Below are 21,835 nucleotides of genomic sequence, written 5' to 3' on the forward strand. Positions count from 1 at the left end.
GGAGCCTTCGGGAACCCTGCCATGCGCCGACACGGCCCGGCGTGGCACGGATCTCGCGATCCCGTCGCGGAACCCGCAGGCAGGAACGCGACCTCGACATGACCAAACGCAAGCTGGTGGTGGTCGGCAACGGCATGGCCGGGGCCAGGGCGGTGGAGAACGTGCTGGCGCGGGGCGGCGGCGAGCTGTTCGACATCGTCATGTTCGGCGACGAGCCTTACGGGAACTACAACCGCATCATGCTGTCCGGCATCCTCGAAGGATCGAAGACGCTCGATGACATTCTGATCAACACGCCCGCTTGGTATGCAGAAACGGGCGTCACGTTGCACAGCGGCGATCGCGTGGTCGAGATCGACCGCGCCGCCAAGGCCGTGCGGTCGCGGCGCGGCGTCGTCGAGAACTACGACGTCCTGCTCATCGCCACGGGCTCGAAGGCCTTCGTGCCGCCCTTCGCGGGCGCCTTCACGGCCGACGGCGCGCTGAAGACGGGCGTCTTCGCCTACCGGACGCTCGACGACTGCACGGGCATCGCCGATTACGCCAAGGGCGCCCGCAAGGCGGTGACGATCGGCGGCGGTCTGCTCGGGCTCGAGGCGGCGCGGGCGCTGGGCGGCCTCGGCTGCGAGTCGCACGTGGTCCACCTCGCCGGCCACCTGCTGGAACTGCAGCTCGACGCCACCGGGGGCGGCATGCTGCGCCGGACGATAGAGGGCTTCGGCCTGCACGTCCACACCGGCAAGGCCACCACGGCGGTGCTGGGCGAGGACCGCGTCGCCGGGCTCGCCTTCAAGGACGGGACGACCATCGACTGCGACCTCGTGGTGGTGGCGGCGGGCGTGCGCCCGAACAGCGAGATCGGGCTGCGCGCCGGCCTGACGGTGGAGCGGGCCATCGTGGTCAACGACCACATGCAGTCCATCGACGACCGCTCGGTCTACGCGGTCGGCGAATGCGCGCAGCACCGCGGCAAGGTGTACGGCCTCGTGGCGCCGCTGTGGGACCAGGCCAAGGTCTTCGCCGAGCACGTCACCGGGCGCGACGCCCAGGCCGCCTACCACGGTTCCAAGCTCGCCACGAAGCTGAAGGTGATGGGCGTCGAGCTCGCCTCGATGGGCATCACCGAGCCGTACGACGAGCACGACGAGGTGATCCAGTTCGCCGAACCCAAGCGCGGCACCTACAAGAAGCTGATCGTGCGCGACGGCCGCCTCGTCGGCGGCATCCTGATGGGCGAGATCTCGAAGGCCGCCTACCTGATGCAGGCCTTCGACCGCGATTCCCCCCTGCCCGAGGAGCGGCTGGCGCTGCTGTTCGACCTCGGCGCCCCGCCTGTGGCCGTGACGCTGGAGGAGATGCCCGCCGAAATGCAGGTCTGCAACTGCAACGGCGTCACCAAGGGCGCCATCGGGGCCTGCGTGGCGGCCGGCAACCGCGACCTCGGGTCCGTGATGGCGGCCACCCGCGCCAGCATGGGCTGCGGCTCCTGCAAGTCCCAGGTCGCGGCGCTGACGGACTATTTCGTCGAGCAGGTGTCGGAGGCCGTGCCGGACCGGGCGGTGGTGGCGGAGGACGCGTCGCGGCTCGACGGGCACGTCCAGGCCCGGATCCTGGACGACGGGACCTTTTCGATGATGCCCGACACCGAAGACGGGCATTGCACGCCCGCGCAGCTCCTGCGCATCGCCGAGGTCGCGGTGAAGTACAAGGTGCCGTCGGTGAAGCTGATGGGCCACGACCGCATCGACCTCGTCGGCCTGCCGAAGGACGACCTCGCCAGGATCTGGAACGAGCTCTACCTGACGGCCGCCGAATAGGCCGCCGTGCGGGTCCGGCTCGACAGGCGAGGGTCGATGGCCCGTGCCGGCTAGCCCCGGTCCAGCCGGACCGGCCGCACCGTCGCCGCCCTGCCACGGCAACAAGCGTCCGTCGCGGATGTTGCTGCCGTACGGCAGGGACATGGGAGACGGGACGATGGCGGCGGATCGGCAGCTCTTCGAGGACGGACTGCGCCTGCTCTACGGGGCACACCGGCAGGGTGCCGCGCAGGCGGCGCGCAACGGCGAAACCTCGACCCTGCCCAAGCTGAAGCGGATGGTGCGGGCGGGCGCGAAGCAGAACCTCGCCCAGGCGGAACGGCTGGAGCGCGTCTTCGCGCTGGTCGGCGCCACGCCCTACGCCCGGCATGACGCCGGCATGCAGGGCATCTGCGACACCAATGAAGGGGAAGTGGCGCGTCGCCGCGGCGCGGCCAAGCGCGACCTGATCAACATCGCCTACGGCCAAGTGGCGGCGCATTTCTACCTCGCGCGATACGGCACGCTGCGGAGCGCCGCGCGGGCGCTCGGGCACGCCGATGCGGCCAAGCTCCTCGACCGCACGATGGTCGAAACCCGCACGATCGACCGCGCCTTCACGCGGCTTCACGACCACCTGCTGGCCCGCCGCGCTTCGGCGCCCTATCCGGGCGAAAGCGCCCTCGCCACCACGGCTGCCCTGCACCCGGCCTTGACCGCCGCGGCGGCGCTGTGCGGCCTCGCCGCGACGGTCGCCCTGATCGGCAGGGGCAAGGCGCGACCCGGCTGAGGGTCGAACGGTCCGGCGCTGGAGGCGGGCGATCCCGATCCGCGATGAGGTCGATGTGATGATCTGGCGATGGGGTGGCGAGAGAGACGGGACTCGAACCCGCGACCTCCGGCGTGACAGGCCGGCGCTCTAACCAACTGAGCTACTCCCCCACGATCCGAACATGAACGCCACGGAGGGCGCGTTCGGCGCGGTGTCTTCGACTTAACGACGCGAACCAGACGAACTGGCGAGAGAGACGGGACTCGAACCCGCGACCTCCGGCGTGACAGGCCGGCGCTCTAACCAACTGAGCTACTCCCCCGCGAACCGCGCTGCGAGTGATCGCAGCGGTGTCGCTCGGTGAGGCGTGTCTACGGGGCGCCCCTGGGTGAGTCAAGGGCGCCGTCGGCGAAGGGGGGAATTTCTCGTGCCCCCTGACGCGTCGGCGGCGGCCGTCAGTGCAGCCGCGGGGTCCCCACGCGCCAGCGGGCGATCTCCTTCGGGGTGAGGATGTGGATGGACGAGGAATCGACCTGCTCGGCTTCCGCGATGGCGGCCGGGTTGACGCCCATCAGCTTGGTATAGGCGCTGAGCGCGTCGACGAGTTCCGGCGTGCCCTTGGAGCGGACCGTTTCCTCGCCGCCGCCGAAGAAATCGAAGCTGTGGCTGTAGATGGCCATCTGGTGGATGCCGAGATGGCTCGCCGGCGGGATGATGCGCCGCTTGCCGCCGAAGAAGGCGTAGACGCAGGCCGACATGCAGTAGCTCGACATGACGTGGAGGTCGTCCGAGCCCTCCTCGGCCCGCGCGCGGGCGACCAGGACGGTGGCGCCGATCTGGCGCAGCACCAGCCCGAGCTTCATGGCGCCCACCACCGTGCCGCCCGGCGAGCTCAGCATCACCAGGGGGCGGAAGTCGGGATCGGCGCCGTGGGCCTGGACGAAGGCCTGGAAGCTCGCCGCCGTGTCGTTGGTGATCTCGCCCTGGGCGCCGATCACGTCCGCCCGCACCTCGGCGTTCGAACACCGGCGCTTGGAACAGGGCGCGGCCCCGGCGACGGTCAGCAGCTCGAACGTCATGGGTTCGGCCGCCAGCGCCCGGCCGGGGGACAAAGCGGCGGTGGCGGACAGCACGACAGACGCCGCGAGGCCCAGCCGAGCGGCAAAGGACGCCGTGCGCCGCGGGCGGGAGGCGGTGGGCGGTGACGGGCTCGAACCGCCGACATTCTCGGTGTAAACGAGACGCTCTACCGACTGAGCTAACCGCCCGAACAGCTCGGAAGACCCGAGGTCATAACGCATTCGCCGTCGCCTTCCAAGTCGACATCGGCGCCCGGGACGGAACGCCGACCGCCCGCCATGGAACACCCGCGCGGAGGCGCGCACAAGCCGCGCCGTGACGCAGCCGCCGACCGGAGCGCGCGGCGCCATCGCGGCCGCGGGCCGGTACATACATATTTAGGACGTAGAATTTTTTAATTCTCGTAATTTCAGTGGGGAATTCTATATCCGCTTCACCCTGGCGCTTGCCCGGCGTTGCCAGCCGTCGGGACGGCATGCGACACGGCCAGCCCGGAACGAACGCGCGAGCCAGTCCGCCCATGCCCCAAATCGTCACCGCCAGTCGCCTCGCCGACGGGGTGGTCGTGTTCCTCGACGACGGCGGAGGGTGGACCGAGCGGCTGGACCGCGCCGCGATCTTCGCCGGCAAGGCCGACAGCGCGGCGGGGCTCGACGCGGGGCGGACCGCGGAAGTGCGGAGCCTCGTCGTCGACGTCTACGCGGTCGACGTGGCCCTGCAGGCCGGCGTGCCCGTGCCGACCAAGCTCCGCGAAGCCATCCGTGCCCGCGGCCCCACCATCCTTCCCGAGTTCACCAAGCCCGGCTCGACCCCGGCCCAGGTGCAGGAGGACGACCATGTATCGGTATGACGAGTTCGACGCCCAGTTCGTGGCCGAGCGGGTCGCTCAGTTCCGCGACCAGACCGGCCGCCGCCTCGCGGGCGAGCTGACCGAGGACCAGTTCAAGCTGCACCGGCTGATGAACGGCGTGTACCTGCAGCTCCACGCCTACATGCTGCGCGTCGCGATCCCCTACGGCTCGCTGCGGTCCAAGCAGATGCGCATGCTGGCCCATGTGGCGCGCCGCTACGACCGCGGCTACGGTCATTTCACCACCCGCCAGAACATCCAGTACAACTGGCCGGCGCTGCAGGACTGCCCGGACATCCTTGCCGACCTCGCCACGGTCGAGATGCACGCCATCCAGACCTCGGGCAACTGCATCCGCAACGTCACGGCCGACCATTTCGCCGGCGCCGCTGCCGACGAGGTCGCGGACCCGCGCCCTTATGCCGAGATCCTGCGGCAATGGTCGTCGCTGCATCCGGAATATTCGTTCCTGCCGCGCAAGTTCAAGATCGCCGTGACGGGCGCCGACCGCGACCGCGCCGTCATCCAGGCCCACGACATCGGGCTCCAGGTGGTGAAGGACGCGTCGGGCGCGCTCGGCTTCCGCGTGTGGGTCGGCGGCGGCCTCGGCCGCACGCCGATGATCGGCCACAAGATCCGCGACTTCCTGCCCGAGGCGGACCTGCTCGCCTACGTCGACGCGATCGTGCGCGTCTACAACCTGGAGGGCCGCCGCGACAACAAGTACAAGGCCCGCATCAAGATCCTGGTGCACGAGAAGGGCGTCGAGCCGATGCGCGAGGCCGTGGAGGCCGAGTTCGCCAAGGGGCCGAAGGGGCTGACCCTGCCGGCCGACGACGTCGCCCGCATCCGCGCCTATTTCGCGCCCCCGGCGCATGCGGCGCGGCCGGCCGCCTCGGAGATCGTCGCCCAGCGTCGCGGATCGGACCCGCGCTTCGCCGCCTTCGTCGACACCAACGTGGCGAAGCACCGGGAAGCCGGCTACGGCATCGTGACGATCTCGCTGAAGCCCATCGGCGGCATCCCGGGTGATGCGTCGGCGGACCAGATGGACGTCGTCGCCGACCTGGCCGACCGCTATTCCTTCGGCGAGGTGCGGGTGAGCCACGAGCAGAACCTCGTGCTGACCGATGTCGCCCTCGACGACCTGCCGTCGCTCTACGACGCGCTGGAGGCCGCCAAGCTCGCGACCCCCAATGCCGGCCTCGTCACCGATATCATCGCCTGCCCGGGGCTGGATTATTGCGCGCTGGCTACCGCGCGCTCGATCCCGGTGGCGCAGCGCATCTCCGAGCGCTTCGGCGAGGGCGAGCGGGCGAGGGACATCGGCGAGCTCAAGATCAAGATCTCGGGCTGCATCAACGCCTGCGGCCACCACCACGTCGGCCACATCGGGATCCTCGGCCTCGACCGGAAGGGCGAGGAAACCTACCAGATCACGCTCGGCGGCTCGGGCGACGAGACCGCGTCGCTGGGCGACCTCACCGGGCCGGGCTTCTCGACCGACGACGTCGTCGACGCGGTCGAGACCGTGGTCGACACCTACCTGGGGCTGCGCGAGGGGGCCGACGAGGACTTCCTCGCCGCCTACCGCCGCGTCGGCATGGCCCCGTTCAAGAAAGCGCTCTACGAGCGCGACGCGGGCCGGGAGATCTGACCACATGAGCGCCCACGATGTGACGCTGTTCGGCGACCAGGTCGCGGCATCGCGACTGGGCGCCCGTTTCGCCGCCATGGACGCGGGCGCCCTGCTGCGCCTGTCGATCCGTGACCTGTTCCCGGGCCGGATCGCGCTCGTGTCGAGCTTCGGGGCGGATTCCGCCGTGCTACTCCACATGGTGGCCCAGGTGGACCCCGCGACGCCGGTGATCTTCGTCGACACCGGCTTCCTGTTCCCCGAAACGCTCGACTACCGCGACGAGCTGGTCCGCCTGCTCGGCCTCACCGACGTCCGCGCCGTCCAGCCCTCCGAGGAGGATCTGGCGGCGCTCGACCCGGAAGGGTTCCTGTGGTCGAGCGACCCCGACGGGTGCTGCGAGATCCGCAAGGTGAAGCCGCTGGCCAATGCGATCGAGGGCTACGACGCCTGGATCACCGGGCGGAAGCGCTTCCAAAGCGGCACCCGGGCGGCGCTGCCGCTGTTCGAGGCGGAAGGGGAGCGGGTGAAGATCAACCCCCTGGCGGGGTGGGACGCGAGCGAGCTCCTGCGCTACCTCGACCTGCACGCCCTGCCCCGCCACCGCATGGTGGCGAAGAACTATCCCTCGATCGGCTGCATCCCCTGCACGTCGCCGGTGAAGCCCGGCGAGGACGCCCGCGCGGGCCGCTGGCGCGGCAAGGGCAAGACGGAATGCGGCATCCACCTCGGCATCCTTTCGGCCGGACAGGACATCTGATGCGACTCTTCAAGGACGGTGCCTTCGTCGACGACCCGTGGCGGAGCCTGCCCGACGGCGAGCAGCCCGGCGAAGGCCCCGTGGTGATGTCGCTGGCGCAATGGCTGGCCCTCGGCGACGCCCGCCGCGGGATCAACACGCCCGTCGGGGTGAAGCTCGACGCCGGCGAGATGGTGGACGCGATCCTGCCCGACCTCGACCGGTTGAGCCTGGTGGCGCTGTCCTTCCCCAAGTTCGGCGACGGCCGCGCCTTCTCCAAGGCTTCGATCCTGCGGGGCCAGCACGGCTTTAAGGGCGAGATCCGGGCCGTCGGCGACGTGCTGTGGGACCAGCTCCAGCTGATGCGCCGCTGCGGCTTCGACGCCTTCCTGATCGAGAACGAGCCGACGCTGCGCGCCCTGGAGGGCGGCAAGATCCCGGTGATGACCGACTTCTACCAGCCGGGCCACGGCGGAGCGGAGCGCCCGGCGGACCCGCGGCGTCCGTGGGCGTGGCGGGCCGCGATCTGAGGTTCCCGCCCGGCCCGCGCTGTCGGCGCGCGCCTTGCCTCGAAGTGCGAAGCTGATAGCTTCGCCTCATGGACACGAATTTCGATCTCGATGGGCTCGTTGGCCAAGTCGCCGCAGCATCGTTGCCCGGCCATCGGATCGCCAGGATCGCGACCGAGCCGGATGTCGATGCGGACGGATTGCAGGGCATCCGCGTCGTTGTCGTGCTGGTTGGCGACGATGCCAGCTTGAGCGGCGACGAGGCGCTGAACACGATCGTAGACTTGCGTCAGGCGCTTCAGAAGGCCGGAGACGACCGCTTCCCATTCGTCGATTTCACCAACGAAAGTGAATTGGCCGCGGATGTCGATCCTTGATCCGGACCATCTGCTCGAGCAGGCCGACAGGCTGGTCGCGCCGCCGCCCAAAGGCCCGCCTCGACAGGTCGACCTCCGGCGCGGCATCTCGAGCGCCTACTACGCCCTGTTCCATCTGACGTTGACCGCCCTGTCCGACGAGATCGTCGGAGCTCTCCACCAGAACACACCTCGCTACGCGCTGGTCCATCGCGGCGTGGATCACCGCACGATCAAGGATCTCTGCCTCACGCTGTCGAAGAGCTCGCCGCCCACCAGATACGCTCCCTACGCCCCACCAGGCTTCTTCGGGCGACATTTCCTCGCTTACGCGAGTGGGTTCGTGACACTGCAGGAGGAGCGTCACCGTGCTGATTACGACGTCAGTGCGCGATACAGGACGCTGAATGCCAAGTCCGCGATAGCGCAGAGCCGGAGTGCGCTCGTGGCTTTCAGGACCATGTCGCCGGCCGAGAAAAAGATGTTCTTGACCCTGCTCCTCTGTCCGCCTCGCTGAGTGTCCAGCGCGCCGGCAGGGGTCGCCCCCACCCACAGGACCGCGCCCATGTTCCACAACAGCCAGCCCCAGCACCCCGACCAGCTCCCACGGCCCGGCGAGGCCTTGTCCACAGACCGCCGCACCTTCCTGGTGGCGTCGCTCGGGGTCGGCTTCGCGCTCGCCGCCGACCCCGTGATGGCGCAGGTGATCACCACGCCGGCGGACGGGCTCGTGGCCGGCGAGATCAAGATTCCGACCGCCGACGGGCAGATCCCCGCCTATCGCGCCATGCCGGAGGGCGCGGGCCCGTTCCCCGTGATGGTGGTGATCGAGGAGATCTTCGGCGTCCACGAGTACATCAAGGACGTGTGCCGCCGTTACGCGAAGCTGGGCTACCTCGCGGTGGCGCCGGAGCTGTTCGCGCGCCAAGGCGACCCGCTCCACGCCGACGTGAAGACCATCATCACCGACATCGTGCCGAAGGTGCCGGACGCTCAGGCGATGTCGGACCTCGACGCGACCGTGGCCTTCGCGACGGCGAAGGAGAACAAGGGCGACCCGACGCGGGTCGGCGCCACGGGATTCTGCTGGGGCGGCCGCATGATCTGGCTCTACGCCCGCCACGACCCGAAGCTGAAGGCCGCCGTGGCGTTCTACGGCATCCTCGGCGGCAAGGCTTCGCCGCCGACGGCGATCAAGCCGCAGAACCCGCTCGACTTCGGCCACGACGTGACGGTGCCGGTGCTCGGCCTCTACGGCGGCCACGACGACAACATCCCGCCCGAGCTGATCGCGCAGATGCAGGCCGAGCTGAAGGGAACGGCGAGCGAGGTCGTCGTCTATCCCGACGCCCCGCACGGCTTCTTCGCCGACTATCGCCCGAGCTACCGCCCCGACGCCGCCAAGGATGCCTGGGGCAAGGCGCAGGCCTGGTTCAAGGACCACGGCATGGTCGGCTGATCGGGCTCACACCCGAGCGGGACGACGCCGTCCGCCACGCCAAATCCTCCGGCCGCATCGCGCGGCCGGAGGACGCCGTCACTCAGGACCGGGTCGAGCGTGAGCGACAGCAGACCCGGTCACGGCCCCTCGACGGCCCTCGCCATCCTCGGTTGGATCCAGCGCAGCTTCCTGCTGTTCGGCCGTCGTCCGCTGCTCATCGGCCGAACCCGGGATGTCGATCTCGGGCCCGGCCTGCGCAGCCTGCCCGGCGGAGGCTGCATCATCGTCCCTTGTCCGGCTCTGACGACGCCCGTCAGGCGCCCGTCTCGGCCTTGAGGCCGGCGGCCTCGATGCCCGCCACGGCGCAGATCTCGTCGTTGTCGCTGAGGTCGCCCGACACGCCGACGGCGCCCACGACCTCGCCGCCGTCGAGGATCAGCACGCCGCCCGGCGCCGGCACCAGCGAGCCGCCGACCGCGTGGGTGGCGGCCGCCACGAAGGTGGGGCGCTCCGCCGCCATCTTGGCCACGGCTCGCGAGCCGATCCCCAGGGCGAGCGCGCCGTCGGCCTTGCCGCGGGCAATCTCGCCGCGCTTGAGGCTCGTGCCGTCCTGCGCCGCGAAGGCCTTCAAGGCACCGCGGGCGTCGAGCACCACGACGGCGAGGGGCTTGAACGTGTGCTCCATCCCCGCCTTCAGGGCGGCGTCGAGGATGGTGCGGGCGTGGTCGAGGCTGAGGAGCGGCATGGGGATCCGTGACAGGTGAGGTGCGGCCCGACCCTGCCGCGCCGCGGCCACGGGCGCAAGGGTTCAGGCCGCGTCCAGCGGCACGAGGTCGTCGGGCGAGAAATGCAGCGTCACGCGCTCGCCCGGGCTCGGCGGCGGCAGGCCGGGGCTGTTGAAGCGGTCGAGCATGATCCGGGCCTGGCCCACCCCGACCTTGATCCGCACCACGGCGCCGAGGAACGACACGTCCTGGATGGTGCCGCCGATGCGGTTGCAGCCGTCGCCCGGGTCCTGCAGCGACACCGCCTCGGGCCGGAGCGCCACGGTGCAGTCGGCGCCGTCGGCGACGGACACCTGCCGCCCCACGCGGGCGTCCTGCCCGCCGATCCGGATGGCGCCGGCGCGGGCGTCGACGACCTTCGCCTCGATGATGTTGAGCGTGCCGATGAAGGAGGCGACGAAGCGCGTCCGCGGCCGGTTGTAGATCTCGAAGGGCGTGCCGAGCTGCTCGATGCGGCCCTCGCTCATCACCACGATCCGGTCCGACATGGACAGGGCCTCCTCCTGGTCGTGGGTGACGAAGACCGTGGTGATGCCGAGGTCGCGCTGCAGGGCCTTCAGCTCGTCCCGCAGCGCCACCCGCACCTTGGCGTCGAGCGCCGACAGGGGCTCGTCGAGCAGCAGCAGCTTCGGCGAGGTCGCGAGCGCGCGGGCCAGGGCGACGCGCTGCTGCTGGCCGCCCGACATCTGGTAGGGATAGCGGTCGGCGAGCCCGGGCAGCTTGACGAGGTCGAGCATCTCGGCCACGCGCGCCTTGATGTCCGCCGCCCGCTTCTTCGCCACCTTCAGCCCGAAGGCGACGTTGCCGGCCGCCGTCATGTTGGGGAACAGGGCGTAGTTCTGGAACACCATGCCGACGTCGCGCGCGTTCGGCGGCAGATGCGTGACGTCGCGCCCCGCGATGCGGATGGCCCCCGAGGTCGCGGTCTCGAACCCGGCGATCATGCGCAGCGTGGTGGTCTTGCCGCAGCCCGAAGGGCCGAGGAAGGTGACGAACTCGCCCGCCTTCACGTCGAGGTCGAAGCGCTGCACCACCTGGTTCGACCCGTAGCTCTTGGTCAGGTGCTCGATGGCGAGGAAGCTCATGGGGTCACACCTTCACGGAGCGGGCGGCGGGGTCGCGGGCGAAGAGCTGGATCAGCCCCATGCAGGCCCAGGTGACCGCGAAGGCGATGAAGGCGAGCGCGGAGGGCTCGTAGGCCCTGTTGGCGCCGACGAGCTGCAGGTAGGGGCCGAAGGCCGGCCGGTCGAGCAGGCTCGCCAGCGTGAACTCGCCGATCACGATGGCGAAGGTCAGGAAGGCGCCGCTCAGCACCGCCGTGCGGACGTTGGGGAAGATGACGCGGAACAGGATGGTGGACCGGGCGGCGCCGAGGCTTTCCGCCGCCTCGGTGAGGCTCCTCACGTCGATGCTGCGCATGCCCGTGTCCACCGCCCGGTACAGGTAGGGCAGCGCCAGCACCACGTAGCCGGCCACCATCAGCACGTCGGTGCTCCAGGGCGCGCCGGTCATCGGCAGCCAGGAGGACGAGTTGTAGAGGCGCAGGTAGCCGAACACGAGGACGATGGCCGGGATGATCAGCGGCATCAGCGTGATGAACTCGACGTAGGGCCGAAGCCCGGGCAGCCGCAGCCGGATCCAGTAGGCGGTCGGCACGACCAGCAGCGTGCCCGCCACGATGGTGGCGACGGCCGCCGAGGCCGAGAAGCCGAAGGTGTTCCAGAAGGCCGGGTCCGACAGCACGTTGCCGTAGGCGTCGAGGCTGTAGGTGCCGCGGCGGATCCTCAGCGAGAACTCCACCGTGCCGATCAGCGGGATGGCGAAATAGGCGACGCCGACCGCGAAGGCGAGCCAGGCCCCGAACCGGGGGCGCTTCACCGGATCCACCTCTCGTGCCGGGTGCGCAAGGCGATGTAGAGCGCGTTCGACACGCCGGTGATGACCACCATGCCGAGCGCCAGCGCGTAGCCGAGATGCGGGTTGTGCAGCACGTCGCCCCGGATCTGGGCGTAGAGCAGGATGGTGACGAGGTTGAGCGTCGAGCCCGTCAGCCCGTAGGCGGTCGCGATGGCGCCGAATGAATTGGCGAACAGCAGGAGCGTCGTGCCGAGCAGGCTCGGCCACAGGATCGGCATCACGACGTGGCGCCAATAGCCGAAGGGCGAGGCGCCGAGGATCGTGGCGGCCTCGCGCCATTCCGTCTTCAGCCCGTCGAGCGCGGGCGTGAGGATCAGCACCATCAGGGGGATCTGGAAATACAGGTAGGTGAGGGTCAGGCCGGAGAAGCTCAGGATGTTGAAGCCGGTGCCGTAGAGCCTGAACCCGAACACGGACTGCAGGATCGTCGTGACGAGGCCGGTGCGCCCCAGCGTGGCGATGAACGCGAAGGCGAGCGGCAGGCCGGCGAAGTTCGACGCCACGCCCGAGAAGGTCAGCAGCATCGGCCGGAGCCAGGCCGGCAGCCCGCCCAGCACCACCGCCCAGGCGAGGAGGAAGCCGAAGGCCGACCCGAGGATCGCCGACGCGGCGCTGACTTCGAGGCTGATCGCGTAGGCGCTGACGATGCCGGGCTCGGCGAGCCCGGCCAGGTTCGCCAGGGTGAAATGGCCGTCGTTGTCCTGGAACGCGCCGACCACGAGGTAGGCGGTGGGCAGCAGCAGGAACAGCGCCGCGAAGGAGAAGAACGGCACGACGCCGAGCCACGCCAGGGACATCGGGGCCCTCGGCCGTGCCGGCATCGTGATCGGCGCGACCGCCTCGACCTGCTCCATCGTGCCTCGTCTCGGGCTGGGGGATGGGCGCGCGGGCGACACGCCCGCACGGCCCGGCTCGGTCGCGGGAGGCGCCGGCGAACCGGCGCCGGCCGTCACTTCACGTTGGCGCCGACCGTCTTGTCCCAACCGGTGGTGATCGCGGCCTTGGACGCGTTCTGCTGCTCGATCGTCGGGAAGGCCGCGTGGGAATAGGCTTCGGCGGGGGGCAGCTTCGCCATCAGCTCGGCCGGAACCGCCTTGGCGGCGACCAGCGCCCCATAGCGGATCGGGTGGCAGTAGCCCTTCAGGTAGTTGAGCTGCCCTTCGTCCGAGTAGACGTAGTCCATCCACAGCTTGGCGGCGTTGGGGTGGGGCGCGAAGGCCGAGATGGCCTGGGCGTAGACGCCCGCCACGACGCCGGTCTTGGGCACGACGACGTCGACAGGCGGGTTGCCCTTCAGCGTGTCGCGGTCGGCCAGCGCGTTGTAGTCCCAGCGCACCACGATCGGCGTCGCGCCCTGCGCCAGCGACGCCACCTTGCCGATGGTCGGCACGAAATTGCCGTCCTTGTTCATCGCGGCGAAGTAGTCGAGCCCGGCGCCGGCCGCATTGGCGGCGTCGCCACCCGCCTTGGACAGCCCGGCCGCGTAGACGGCGAGGATGGCCTGGTTGGACGTGCGGGGGTCGCCCGCCAGCGCCACGGTGTTCTTGAACTCGGGGGTCAGCAGGTCCGCCCAGTCGGCCGGGGACGTCTTCACGATGTCCTTGTTCACCTCGAAGGCGAGCACGCCGTAATAATCGCCCGTCCAGGCGCCGTCGGCGTCCTTGTCGTCGGCCGGGATCGAGTCCCAGTTCGGCACCTTGTAGGGCATCAGCAGCCCTTCGGACTTGGCGGTCGGGCCGAAGGACAGGCCGACGTCGATGACGTCCGGCGCCTGCGGGCCCTTGTTGCCCTTGTTGGCGCGGATGGCCTCCACCTCGTCGCCAGAGCCGGCGTCGGGGTTCAGCTCGTTCATCTTCAGGCCGTATTTGGCCTTGAAGCCGTCGATCATGCCGCCGTAGCCGCACCAGTCGTGGGGCAGCGCGATGACCGACAGCTCGCCTTCCGCCTTGGCGGCCTTGACGAGGTCGTCGGACGACTGGGCGAAGGCCGGAGAAGCCGACGCCGCCACGACGGCCAGCGTCGAAAGCGAGGCCAGGAACCTGGAGGCTGTCTTCATGATCTTCCCCAATGCGTGACGGTGCCGCACGACGACGATGCCCTGCGGCGACGGCCCGCGCTAGCATGGCTTTTTGACAGTCCGGCGACAGCCGGACCGGGCACGCCCACACCAGACTGCGGCTCCCGCCCGGGGGCCGACCGTCCCGAAAGGACCCATGATGCTCAGAACCCGCCACGGCGCCCTGGCCCTGCTCCTCTGCCTGCTCGGTACCGGGCCCGCCCCGGCGCAGGACGCCCCGGTCCCGGCGCCGCCCCCGCCCGCGGTCGCCCCCGCCGACAAGGGCATGACGACGCTGACCATCTTTTTCCGCCACGACGAATCGATGCCCCTCGACGAGATCAACGCCCGGCTGCGGAAGCAGGGCTTCTACGAGAGCTTCCCGCCGCCGGGCGTCGAGGTCCTGTCCTGGAACGTGCTGATGGGGGTCGGGCAGGTGGTCACGCTGCGCTTCCCCGCCGAACGCCTGCGCGAGGTCAACCGCGCGGTCGAGAAGACCGCCTGGGGCGGCTACCGCACGGAGTTCTATCCCACCTACGATTACCGCCCGACCGCCCAGAAGGAGCGCGAAAGCCTGCCGAACGCGTTCAGGTGACGCCCGGGGCGCGGCCAGCGTTGGACCGCCGCTTGCATCGCGGTCAGCACGGAGACCCTTCATGGCCTATTCCCACGCCGTCGGCCGGACCACCTGGGCCTTCGCCGACCTCAAGGACCTGATGGCCAAGGCGACGCCCCTGCGCTCGGGCGACATGCTGGCCGGCATCGCGGCCGGGTCGGCGGAAGAGCGGCTGGCGGCGCGCCACTGCCTCGCCGACCTGCCGCTGAAGGCGTTCCTGGCCCGGCCGCTCATCCCCTACGAGGAGGACGACGTCACGCGGCTGATCATCGACCGGCACGACGAGGCCGCCTTCGCGCCGATCGCCCATCTCACGGTCGGCGACTTCCGGGATTGGCTCCTGTCCGACCTCGCCGACGCCGCCGCCCTGGCGCGGATCGCGCCGGGGATCACGCCCGAGATGGCGGCGGCCGTGTCCAAGATCATGCGCAACCAGGACCTGATCCTGGCGGCGAAGAAGTGCCGCGTCGTCACCCGCTTCCGCAACACGATCGGGCTGCCCGGGACGATGGCGGTGCGGCTCCAGCCCAACCACCCGACCGACGATCCGGACGGGATCGCGGCGGTGATCGCCGAGGGCCTGCTCTACGGCTGCGGCGATGCCGTGATCGGCATCAACCCCGCCTCCGATTCGCCGACCGGGCTGTCCCGGCTGTGCCACCTCATCGACGACCTCATCGCGCGCCACGCCATCCCGACCCAGGCCTGCATCCTCACCCACGCCACGACGACGATCGGGCTGATCGAGCGCGGCGTGCCGGTCGACCTCGTGTTCCAATCGATCGCGGGGACCGAGGCCGCGAACGCGTCCTTCGGGGTGACGCTGGACCTGCTCGGCGAAGCGAACGATGCCGGACGGTCGCTGAAGCGCGGCACGGTGGGGCAGAACGTGATGTATTTCGAGACCGGCCAGGGTTCGGCCCTGTCGGCCGGAGCGCATCACGGGGTGGACCAGCAGACGCTGGAAGCGCGCGCCTACGCGGTGGCGCGGGCCTACGACCCCTTCCTCGTCAACACGGTGGTGGGGTTCATCGGACCCGAATACCTTTACGACGGCAAGCAGATCATCCGCGCGGGGCTTGAGGATCACTTCTGCGGCAAGCTCATGGGCCTGCCGCTGGGCTGCGACGCCTGCTACACCAACCACGCCGAGGCCGACGCGGACGACATGGACGCGCTGATGACGCTGCTCGGCGCCGCGGGGGTCACCTACATCATGGGCGTGCCGGGGGCCGACGACGTGATGCTGAACTACCAGTCGACCTCCTTCCACGACCAGCTCTACCTCCGCGACGCACTGGGGTTGAAGCGCGCCCCGGAGTTCGAGGCGTGGCTGCAGCGCATGGGCATCACGGGGCCGGACGGGCGGCTCCGCCAGGCTTCGGGCTCGCACCCGCTCCTGTCCCGGGCGGAAGCGGCGTGAGCCCGCCTCCCGGGCGACCGCCGGCCCCGGTCACGGCCGATCCCTGGGCGGAGCTCGCCGCGTCGACGCCGGCCCGCCTAGCGCTCGGCCGCGCCGGCGCGTCCCTGCCGACGCGCGAAGTCCTTAAGCTGGGGCTCGCCCACGCGCAGGCGCGCGACGCGGTCCACGCCGCCGCCGATTTCGGCGCGTTGCGGTCGGGCCTGGCTTCGCTCGGACATGCGTCCGTCGAGGTCGAAAGCGCCGCGCCGGACCGTGCCACATACCTCCGACGTCCCGATTTCGGCCGGCGCCTGTCCGCCCGCAGCCGGTCGCTGCTGGGCGGGGCGGATGCGGCCGGAGCCGACATCTGCGTGCTGGTGGCCGACGGGCTGTCGGCCGCCGCGGTCGACCGCAACGCCTTGGCGCTGCTGGGCGCCTTGCTGCCGCGCCTCGCCCCGCGCAGCGTCGCCCCGATCGTGCTGGCGCGACAGGGCCGGGTGGCGCTCGGCGACGAGGTCGGCACGCTGACGGGCGCGCGCCTGACCGTGATGCTGATCGGGGAAAGGCCGGGCCTGTCGGCGGCGGACAGCCTCGGCGCCTACCTCACGTTCGGCCCGCGCGTCGGGCTCACCGACGCCGCGCGCAACTGCGTGTCCAACATCCGCCCCGGCGGGCTCGTGCCGGACGCTGCGGCCGGCCGGATCGCGTGGCTGGTCGACCGGGCCCTCGCGCTGTCGCTGACCGGCGTCGCCTTGAAGGACGGCAGCGGCGATGCCGCCCTGGCGCGATCGCCGGACGCCCCACCGCTCGCCGGCTAAAGGGGCGCCGTTTCGGCCTGACGCGCGCGGTGCGGGCGAGCCTCGCGCCGCGACCGGTCAGGCCGGCTCGCCACGCTCCACGGCGATTCGGAACAGCGCGACGTCCACCTCGCGCCAGACCCCACCGGCCGTATACGGGTCCGAAGCGATCCAGGCGTCGAGGGCGGCCCGGTCGGGGAAGTCCACCACCATGGTGGAGCCCACCGCCGTGCCCGCCGCGTCGAGCATGGCGCCGCCCATGATCATGGCGCCGCCGAGCCGGCCCACGGAGGCGAGATGCGCGGGCCGGGCCGCCGCGCGGCGCGCCGGCGCATCGGCATCCGTGCCGTCGCGGGCGGTGACGAGGAACTGCGTCACGGGACGGCCGCCCCGGCTCAGCCGTCGATGCCTTCGTCGTAGATCTTGGCGCAGGCCGGGCTGAGGTCCGCGTGGTGGACCTGCATGCAGGACTTGATCTTGCCCTCGTCGGGGATCGCGTCGTTGCACAGCTTCTGCACGTCGCCGTAGCAGACGTGCTCGGCCTGCTGGCGGAGCTTCGTGGCGTCGGAGGGGAGCTTGGCGGCGACGGCGGGCAGCGCGCTCGCGGTCAGCAGGGCGGCGGCGATCAGGAGGCGAAGGTTCATCGGTTCTTCCTCGCGGGGGCGGCGGTGCCGGCGTGGCATCGACGGCCCGTGGCTCACCGGTCAATGGAGCCGCGATGCCGTCGTTCCCCGCTGGGCGACGATTTCGGACACCGTGGCCGGAAAGACACGGATCAGCGGGTTGCAGCCGCTACTTCATCCCCGAGTCTAACACTTTCCGGCAGCCGGGGCTGAGCCGGGCGCGGTGGGTCTTCATGCAGGCGGCGATCCTGCCCTCGTCCGGGATGTCGGCGCTGCACAGCTTCTGCACGTCGCCGTAGCAGAGATGCTCGGCCTGCGCGCGCATGCGCTCCTTCTCGCTCATCATCTTCGCCGACGCCACGTCCACCGTGGCCAGCGTCAACAACAGGCCGGCGATCATTCTCGTCACCATTGGTCCCCCTCGAGCCCCGCCGTCGACGGTTCAGACCTGCCTGATCCCGCGCGAAGGCTATGGCGCGGATGGCCGATCGGCCATCCATGTGCCACACCGGCAACGCCGGGCCGGCGCAGCGGATCCAGACCGGCGCCGACATCGGCACGGCGGAGCGGAGGCGGGGTGATGAGGGCTTTGCGGATCCTGGTCGTCGCCGGGGCCATGGCGGCCTCGGGGGGCGCCGGCGCCTTCACGGCGCCTGTCCCGCCGCCCGAGGCGGCCGGGTCCGCGGTCGTGGCCGTGCAGGCGTTCTGCGGTCCGTACCGCTGCTTCGCCCGGCCCGTGTGGCGCTACCGCTCCGGCGCGGGTTTCAGGCCCTACCGCCGCTTCGGCTTCGTCCCGGGGAGGCCCCGCTTCGCCCCGTTCGGCTTCAGGCGTTTCGGGGGCTTCGGTGGGCCGGGGCGGTTCGGCGGGCCGAGGGGCTTCGGTGGGCCGGGGCGCTTCGGTGGGCCGGGGCGCTTCGGTGGGCCGGGGCGGTTCGGCGGCTTCCGGCGCTTCTGAACGCCCGGCCCTATTCCACCGTGACGGATTTGGCGAGGTTGCGCGGCTGGTCCGCGTCCTTCCCCATGAAGACGGCCGTGTGGTAGGCGAGCAGCTGCACCGGCAGCGCGTAGACGATGGCGGCGAAGGTCGGCGCCATGGCGGGCATGACGATCGAAGCGTGAAGCTTCAGCGACGCCGCTTCGGCACCGCCCGCCCCGCCGATGAGGACGATGCGGCCACCGCGCGCCGCCACCTCCTGCATGTTGGACACGGTCTTCTCGAACACGCCGTCCGGAGGTGCGATGACGATGACGGGCAGGTCCTCGTCCACCAGGGCGATCGGGCCGTGCTTGAGTTCGCCCGCGGCATAGCCTTCGGCGTGGATGTAGCTGAGTTCCTTCAGCTTCAGGGCGCCTTCGAGCGCCAACGGGAACGCCGTGCCGCGGCCCAGGTAGAGCACGTCCCGCGCGCGGGCGAGGTCGTGCGCCACCGCCTCGATGTCGCGCTCGTGCTTCAGCGCTTCCGCCATGAGGCCGGGCAGCGCCAGGAACTCGGCCACGTACCGGGCTTCCGCTTCCACCGTCAGCTCTCCCCGCGCCCGTGCGAAGGCCAGCGCCAGGCAGGCCAGCACGGCGAGCTGGCACGTGAAGGCCTTGGTGGACGCGACGCCGATCTCGGGGCCGGCCAGGGTCAGGGCCTGGACGTCCGATTCGCGCGCCATGGTGGAGCTGCCGACGTTGACCACGCCGACGATCTTCTGGCCCTGCGCCTTGGCGTAGCGGAGCGACGCCAGCGTGTCGGCGGTTTCGCCCGACTGGGAGATGACGATCGTCACCCCGTCGCGGCTCATCGGCGGCTCGCGGTAGCGGAACTCGCTCGCCACGTCGATGTCCACCGCCACGCGGGCGATGCGCTCGAACCAGTATTTCGCCGTCAGCCCCGCGATATAGGCGGTGCCGCAGGCCACAATGGTGATGCGGTCGAGCTTGGCGGGATCGAAGGGCAGTTCGAAGGGGAGAGCGACGCGGCCGGCCGACAGGTCCGTGTAATGGGCGACGGTGCGGCCCACCACCTCGGGCTGCTCGTGGATCTCCTTCGCCATGAAGTGGCGGTAGTTGCCCTTGTCGACCAGGAACGCGGAGGCGAGGCTTTTCTGCTTCGGCCGCGACACGCGGCGATCGGACTCGTCGTAGAACTCGACGGAATGGCGCGTCAGCACCATCCAATCGCCTTCCTCGAGGTAGGAAACCTCGTCGGTGAAGGGCGCCAGGGCCAGCCCGTCGGAGCCGAGATACATTTCGCCGTCGCCGTAGCCCATGGCGAGGGGTGCGCCGCGGCGGGCACCGATGAGGAGGTCGGGCTCGCCGGCGAACAGGAAGGCGAGCGCGAAGGCCCCGTGCAGGCGGGGCAAGGCCGCCGCGACGGCGTCCTTCGGCGCCTTGCCGGCGTCGAGCTCGGCCGTGACGAGGTGGGCGACGACCTCGGAATCGGTTTCCGTCGCGAACACGTGGCCCTGCGCGGCCAGCTCGTCGCGGAGCTCGCGGAAGTTCTCGATGATGCCGTTGTGGACGATGGCGACCCGCTCGCTGGCATGCGGGTGGGCGTTGGTCTCGTTGGGCTTGCCGTGCGTGGCCCAACGGGTGTGGCCGATGCCGATGGCGCCGCGCAGCGGCGCGTTGGACAGGCGGACCTCCAGGTTCTTCAGCTTGCCCGGCGCGCGGCGGCGGTCGAGCGCGCCGTCCCCCTCCAGGGTGGCGATGCCGGCGGAATCGTAGCCGCGGTATTCGAGCCGCTTCAGCGCTTCGACGATCTGGTCGGCCACCGGGCCGGCGCCGAGAATGCCTACGATGCCGCACATGGGCCGATATCCTCGCTGTTGCGTCGCCGGGTTTTAGCGCAGGACCGCGCCCGTCTGCAAAGCAGATCGGGCCCTGGTGAATCCCGCCGCATGGCCTACTCCCGCCCCGCCCCGGCGGCGCATCAACCCTGGCGCGCCGCCTTGGCGGCGGCCCGCTCGGCGCGCAGGCTCTTCGCCCGCCCCGCCTTCGTGGTCTGGCGGGCGCGGCCGATCGCCAGCGCGTCCTCGGGCACGTCCTCGGTCACGGACGACCCGGACGCCACATAGGCGCCCCGGCCGATCGTGACGGGCGCCACCAGCGACGCGTTGGAGCCGATGAAGGCGCCCTCGCCGATGGTGGTGCGGAACTTGCCGTAACCGTCGTAGTTGCAGGTCACCGTGCCGGCGCCGATGTTGGCGTCCGCGCCCACGCTGGCGTCGCCGATGTAGGTGAGGTGGCTCACCTTGGCGCCGGCGCCGATGTCCGCGCTCTTCACTTCGACGAAGTTGCCCACCTTCGCGTCCCGCCCGAGCGACGCCCCCGGACGCAGCCGGGCATAGGGCCCGACGCTGGCGCGCGGCCCCACCTGGGCCCCCTCCAGGTGCGAGAAGGCGTGGACGACAGCGCCGTCCTCGACCCGCACGCCCGGCCCGAACACGACATGAGGTTCCACCGTCACGTCCCGCCCGAAGCTGGTGTCGTGGCTCAGGAAAACGGTATCGGGCGCCTGCAGCGTCGTGCCGCCGCGCATCGCCGCGACGCGCAGGCGAGCCTGCACGGCGGCTTCGGCGGCGGCGAGCTGCGCGCGGTCGTTCACCCCCATCGCCTGCAGCTCCGGGCAGGCCAGGGCGGCGCAGCGCCGCCCGTCGGCGCGGGCGAGTTCGACCGCTTCGGTGAGGTAGTATTCCGCCTGGGCGTTGTCGCAGCCGACCCGGTCGAGCAGGTCGAGCGCGCCCGCCCCGTCGAGCGCCATGGGGCCCGCGAAGCACAGCGTCACGGCGCGCTCGGCCTCGGTCGCGTCCTTGTGTTCCCGGATGGCGACGAGCGCGCCGTCCCGGACCAGCAGGCGGCCGTAGCCGGTCGGGTCGGCGGCGTCGAACCCCAACGCCACGAGGCCGTTGCCGTCCGCCAGCGCGGCGCGCAGGCCGCGCAGCACGTCGGGGGCCACCAGCGGAACGTCGGCGAAGAGCACGAGCACGTCGTCGTAGCCGCGGGCGATCGCGCTTCGCGCCGCCAGCACGGCGTGGGCGGTGCCGAGCCGCTCGGCCTGCACGGCGATCTCGGCCCCCGGAAAAGCGCGGCGCGCTTCGGCGGCGACGTCGTCGCGCCCCGGGCCGACCACCACCACGACGGCTTCGGCGCCGGCTTCCGCCACCGTGCCGAGCACGTGGCCCAGCATGGTGCGCCCCGCGAGCCGGTGCAGGACCTTGGGCGTGTCGGAGCGCATGCGCGTCCCTTCCCCCGCCGCCAGCACCACGGCGAGGCACCGTCTCGCTCCGATCATCCCATCCCTTTCCAGCACGTCAGTCTTTCCCATCGGCCTGCAGGCTTAACAGCGGATTGAGGCGAAGCCGCACCGGCGCCGCGCACCCCGGTGGAGGGGCGCAAAAATCGCCTCGCGGCGCGTCGCAGATGGGCTATAGGGAGGTGAGCGACCGGCGGCGCCCGGTGACCGGGCGGCGTCG

Annotated in this window: 24 protein-coding genes and 3 tRNA genes; 13 read left to right on the top strand and 14 right to left on the bottom strand. The window is 70.8% G+C overall.

Annotation, left to right across the window (positions count from 1 at the left end; translation table 11 throughout):
• Positions 1-98 precede the first annotated feature (98 nt).
• Entirely contained in the window at positions 99-1,817 is a 1,719-nt protein-coding gene (locus D3273_RS13865; protein ID WP_129227479.1) for an FAD-dependent oxidoreductase, read from the top strand.
• A gap of 157 nt (positions 1,818-1,974) precedes the next feature.
• On the top strand, positions 1,975-2,586 hold the full coding sequence (locus D3273_RS13870) for a DUF892 family protein (protein ID WP_165359488.1): 612 nt from the start codon (positions 1,975-1,977) through the stop codon (positions 2,584-2,586).
• 75 nt (positions 2,587-2,661) lie between these two features.
• On the opposite strand, the gene D3273_RS13875 is transcribed toward D3273_RS13870, so the two are convergent.
• The 4 genes from D3273_RS13875 to D3273_RS13890 form a co-directional block, all read right to left on the bottom strand.
• Positions 2,662-2,738, bottom strand: a tRNA-Asp gene (locus tag D3273_RS13875).
• Positions 2,739-2,813: 75 nt separating this feature from the next.
• Positions 2,814-2,890: transfer RNA gene (locus D3273_RS13880), tRNA-Asp, on the bottom strand.
• A 133-nt stretch (positions 2,891-3,023) separates the two neighbouring features.
• Entirely contained in the window at positions 3,024-3,701 is a 678-nt protein-coding gene (locus D3273_RS13885; RefSeq protein ID WP_129227481.1) for a COG3904 family protein, read from the bottom strand.
• 62 nt (positions 3,702-3,763) lie between these two features.
• Positions 3,764-3,836 (bottom strand) — tRNA-Val (locus D3273_RS13890).
• A 332-nt stretch (positions 3,837-4,168) separates the two neighbouring features.
• Between D3273_RS13890 and D3273_RS13895 the strand changes: the two genes are divergently transcribed.
• From D3273_RS13895 to D3273_RS13925, 7 genes are all read left to right on the top strand, one after another.
• Positions 4,169-4,498, top strand: a complete 330-nt coding sequence (locus D3273_RS13895) for a DUF2849 domain-containing protein (RefSeq protein ID WP_165359489.1) — start codon at positions 4,169-4,171, stop codon at positions 4,496-4,498.
• On the top strand, positions 4,485-6,155 hold the full coding sequence (locus D3273_RS13900) for a nitrite/sulfite reductase (RefSeq protein WP_129227483.1): 1,671 nt from the start codon (positions 4,485-4,487) through the stop codon (positions 6,153-6,155). The genes D3273_RS13895 and D3273_RS13900 overlap by 14 nt, the downstream gene beginning before the upstream one ends.
• A gap of 4 nt (positions 6,156-6,159) precedes the next feature.
• Positions 6,160-6,894: a phosphoadenylyl-sulfate reductase gene (locus D3273_RS13905; RefSeq protein ID WP_129227484.1), complete on the top strand. Its 735-nt coding sequence runs from the start codon at positions 6,160-6,162 to the stop codon at positions 6,892-6,894.
• Complete coding sequence (locus tag D3273_RS13910; RefSeq protein WP_165359490.1) at positions 6,894-7,403, top strand: DUF934 domain-containing protein; 510 nt, start codon at positions 6,894-6,896, stop codon at positions 7,401-7,403. The genes D3273_RS13905 and D3273_RS13910 overlap by 1 nt, the downstream gene beginning before the upstream one ends.
• A 68-nt stretch (positions 7,404-7,471) precedes the next feature.
• Entirely contained in the window at positions 7,472-7,759 is a 288-nt protein-coding gene (locus D3273_RS13915; RefSeq protein WP_129227486.1) for a hypothetical protein, read from the top strand.
• Entirely contained in the window at positions 7,746-8,255 is a 510-nt protein-coding gene (locus D3273_RS13920) for a hypothetical protein (protein WP_129227487.1), read from the top strand. The genes D3273_RS13915 and D3273_RS13920 overlap by 14 nt, the downstream gene beginning before the upstream one ends.
• A gap of 48 nt (positions 8,256-8,303) precedes the next feature.
• Positions 8,304-9,197, top strand: coding sequence for a dienelactone hydrolase family protein (locus tag D3273_RS13925; RefSeq protein ID WP_129227488.1), 894 nt, complete (start codon positions 8,304-8,306; stop codon positions 9,195-9,197).
• 295 nt (positions 9,198-9,492) lie between these two features.
• Here the strand turns inward: D3273_RS13925 and D3273_RS13930 are convergent, their stop codons facing one another.
• The 5 genes from D3273_RS13930 to D3273_RS13950 all read right to left on the bottom strand — a co-directional run bounded on the left by D3273_RS13930 (position 9,493) and on the right by D3273_RS13950 (position 13,937).
• Positions 9,493-9,924, bottom strand: coding sequence for a GlcG/HbpS family heme-binding protein (locus D3273_RS13930; RefSeq protein WP_129227489.1), 432 nt, complete (start codon positions 9,922-9,924; stop codon positions 9,493-9,495).
• A 63-nt stretch (positions 9,925-9,987) separates the two neighbouring features.
• The gene (locus D3273_RS13935) at positions 9,988-11,049 is read right to left on the bottom strand and encodes an ABC transporter ATP-binding protein (RefSeq protein ID WP_129227490.1); all 1,062 of its coding nucleotides are present in this window, start codon (positions 11,047-11,049) and stop codon (positions 9,988-9,990) included.
• A gap of 4 nt (positions 11,050-11,053) precedes the next feature.
• Positions 11,054-11,842, bottom strand: a complete 789-nt coding sequence (locus tag D3273_RS13940) for an ABC transporter permease (RefSeq protein ID WP_129227491.1) — start codon at positions 11,840-11,842, stop codon at positions 11,054-11,056.
• Positions 11,839-12,702, bottom strand: a complete 864-nt coding sequence (locus D3273_RS13945; protein ID WP_129227517.1) for an ABC transporter permease — start codon at positions 12,700-12,702, stop codon at positions 11,839-11,841. The genes D3273_RS13940 and D3273_RS13945 overlap by 4 nt, the downstream gene beginning before the upstream one ends.
• A 128-nt stretch (positions 12,703-12,830) precedes the next feature.
• Positions 12,831-13,937 carry an ABC transporter substrate-binding protein gene (locus D3273_RS13950; RefSeq protein WP_129227492.1) on the bottom strand — a complete coding sequence of 369 codons (1,107 nt, stop codon included), beginning with the start codon at positions 13,935-13,937 and terminating at the stop codon, positions 12,831-12,833.
• Between the two features lie 160 nt (positions 13,938-14,097).
• Here D3273_RS13950 and D3273_RS13955 point away from each other — a divergent pair, with 160 nt between their 5' ends.
• The 3 genes from D3273_RS13955 to eutC all read left to right on the top strand — a co-directional run bounded on the left by D3273_RS13955 (position 14,098) and on the right by eutC (position 16,773).
• Positions 14,098-14,532, top strand: coding sequence for a hypothetical protein (locus D3273_RS13955; RefSeq protein WP_245501157.1), 435 nt, complete (start codon positions 14,098-14,100; stop codon positions 14,530-14,532).
• A 61-nt stretch (positions 14,533-14,593) separates the two neighbouring features.
• A complete protein-coding gene (locus D3273_RS13960; RefSeq protein ID WP_129227494.1) occupies positions 14,594-15,976 on the top strand; it encodes an ethanolamine ammonia-lyase subunit EutB in 1,383 nt (460 codons plus the stop codon).
• Positions 15,973-16,773, top strand: a complete 801-nt coding sequence (gene eutC, locus D3273_RS13965) for an ethanolamine ammonia-lyase subunit EutC (protein ID WP_129227495.1) — start codon at positions 15,973-15,975, stop codon at positions 16,771-16,773. The genes D3273_RS13960 and eutC overlap by 4 nt, the downstream gene beginning before the upstream one ends.
• A gap of 57 nt (positions 16,774-16,830) precedes the next feature.
• On the opposite strand, the gene D3273_RS13970 is transcribed toward eutC, so the two are convergent.
• The 3 genes from D3273_RS13970 to D3273_RS13980 all read right to left on the bottom strand — a co-directional run bounded on the left by D3273_RS13970 (position 16,831) and on the right by D3273_RS13980 (position 17,784).
• Positions 16,831-17,130, bottom strand: a complete 300-nt coding sequence (locus D3273_RS13970; RefSeq protein WP_129227496.1) for a YciI family protein — start codon at positions 17,128-17,130, stop codon at positions 16,831-16,833.
• Positions 17,131-17,147: 17 nt separating this feature from the next.
• Positions 17,148-17,396: a hypothetical protein gene (locus D3273_RS13975; RefSeq protein ID WP_129227497.1), complete on the bottom strand. Its 249-nt coding sequence runs from the start codon at positions 17,394-17,396 to the stop codon at positions 17,148-17,150.
• A 148-nt stretch (positions 17,397-17,544) separates the two neighbouring features.
• Positions 17,545-17,784, bottom strand: coding sequence for a hypothetical protein (locus D3273_RS13980; protein ID WP_129227498.1), 240 nt, complete (start codon positions 17,782-17,784; stop codon positions 17,545-17,547).
• 171 nt (positions 17,785-17,955) lie between these two features.
• Here D3273_RS13980 and D3273_RS13985 point away from each other — a divergent pair, with 171 nt between their 5' ends.
• Complete coding sequence (locus D3273_RS13985) at positions 17,956-18,330, top strand: hypothetical protein (RefSeq protein WP_129227499.1); 375 nt, start codon at positions 17,956-17,958, stop codon at positions 18,328-18,330.
• A gap of 10 nt (positions 18,331-18,340) precedes the next feature.
• Here the strand turns inward: D3273_RS13985 and glmS are convergent, their stop codons facing one another.
• Both glmS and glmU read right to left on the bottom strand, forming a co-directional pair.
• Positions 18,341-20,170, bottom strand: coding sequence for a glutamine--fructose-6-phosphate transaminase (isomerizing) (gene glmS / locus D3273_RS13990; RefSeq protein ID WP_129227500.1), 1,830 nt, complete (start codon positions 20,168-20,170; stop codon positions 18,341-18,343).
• Positions 20,171-20,292: 122 nt separating this feature from the next.
• On the bottom strand, positions 20,293-21,654 hold the full coding sequence (gene glmU / locus D3273_RS13995; RefSeq protein ID WP_129227501.1) for a bifunctional UDP-N-acetylglucosamine diphosphorylase/glucosamine-1-phosphate N-acetyltransferase GlmU: 1,362 nt from the start codon (positions 21,652-21,654) through the stop codon (positions 20,293-20,295).
• Positions 21,655-21,835 lie beyond the last annotated feature (181 nt).

Source organism: Lichenibacterium minor (assembly GCF_004137685.1).
Lineage (GTDB): Bacteria > Pseudomonadota > Alphaproteobacteria > Rhizobiales > Beijerinckiaceae > Lichenihabitans > Lichenihabitans minor.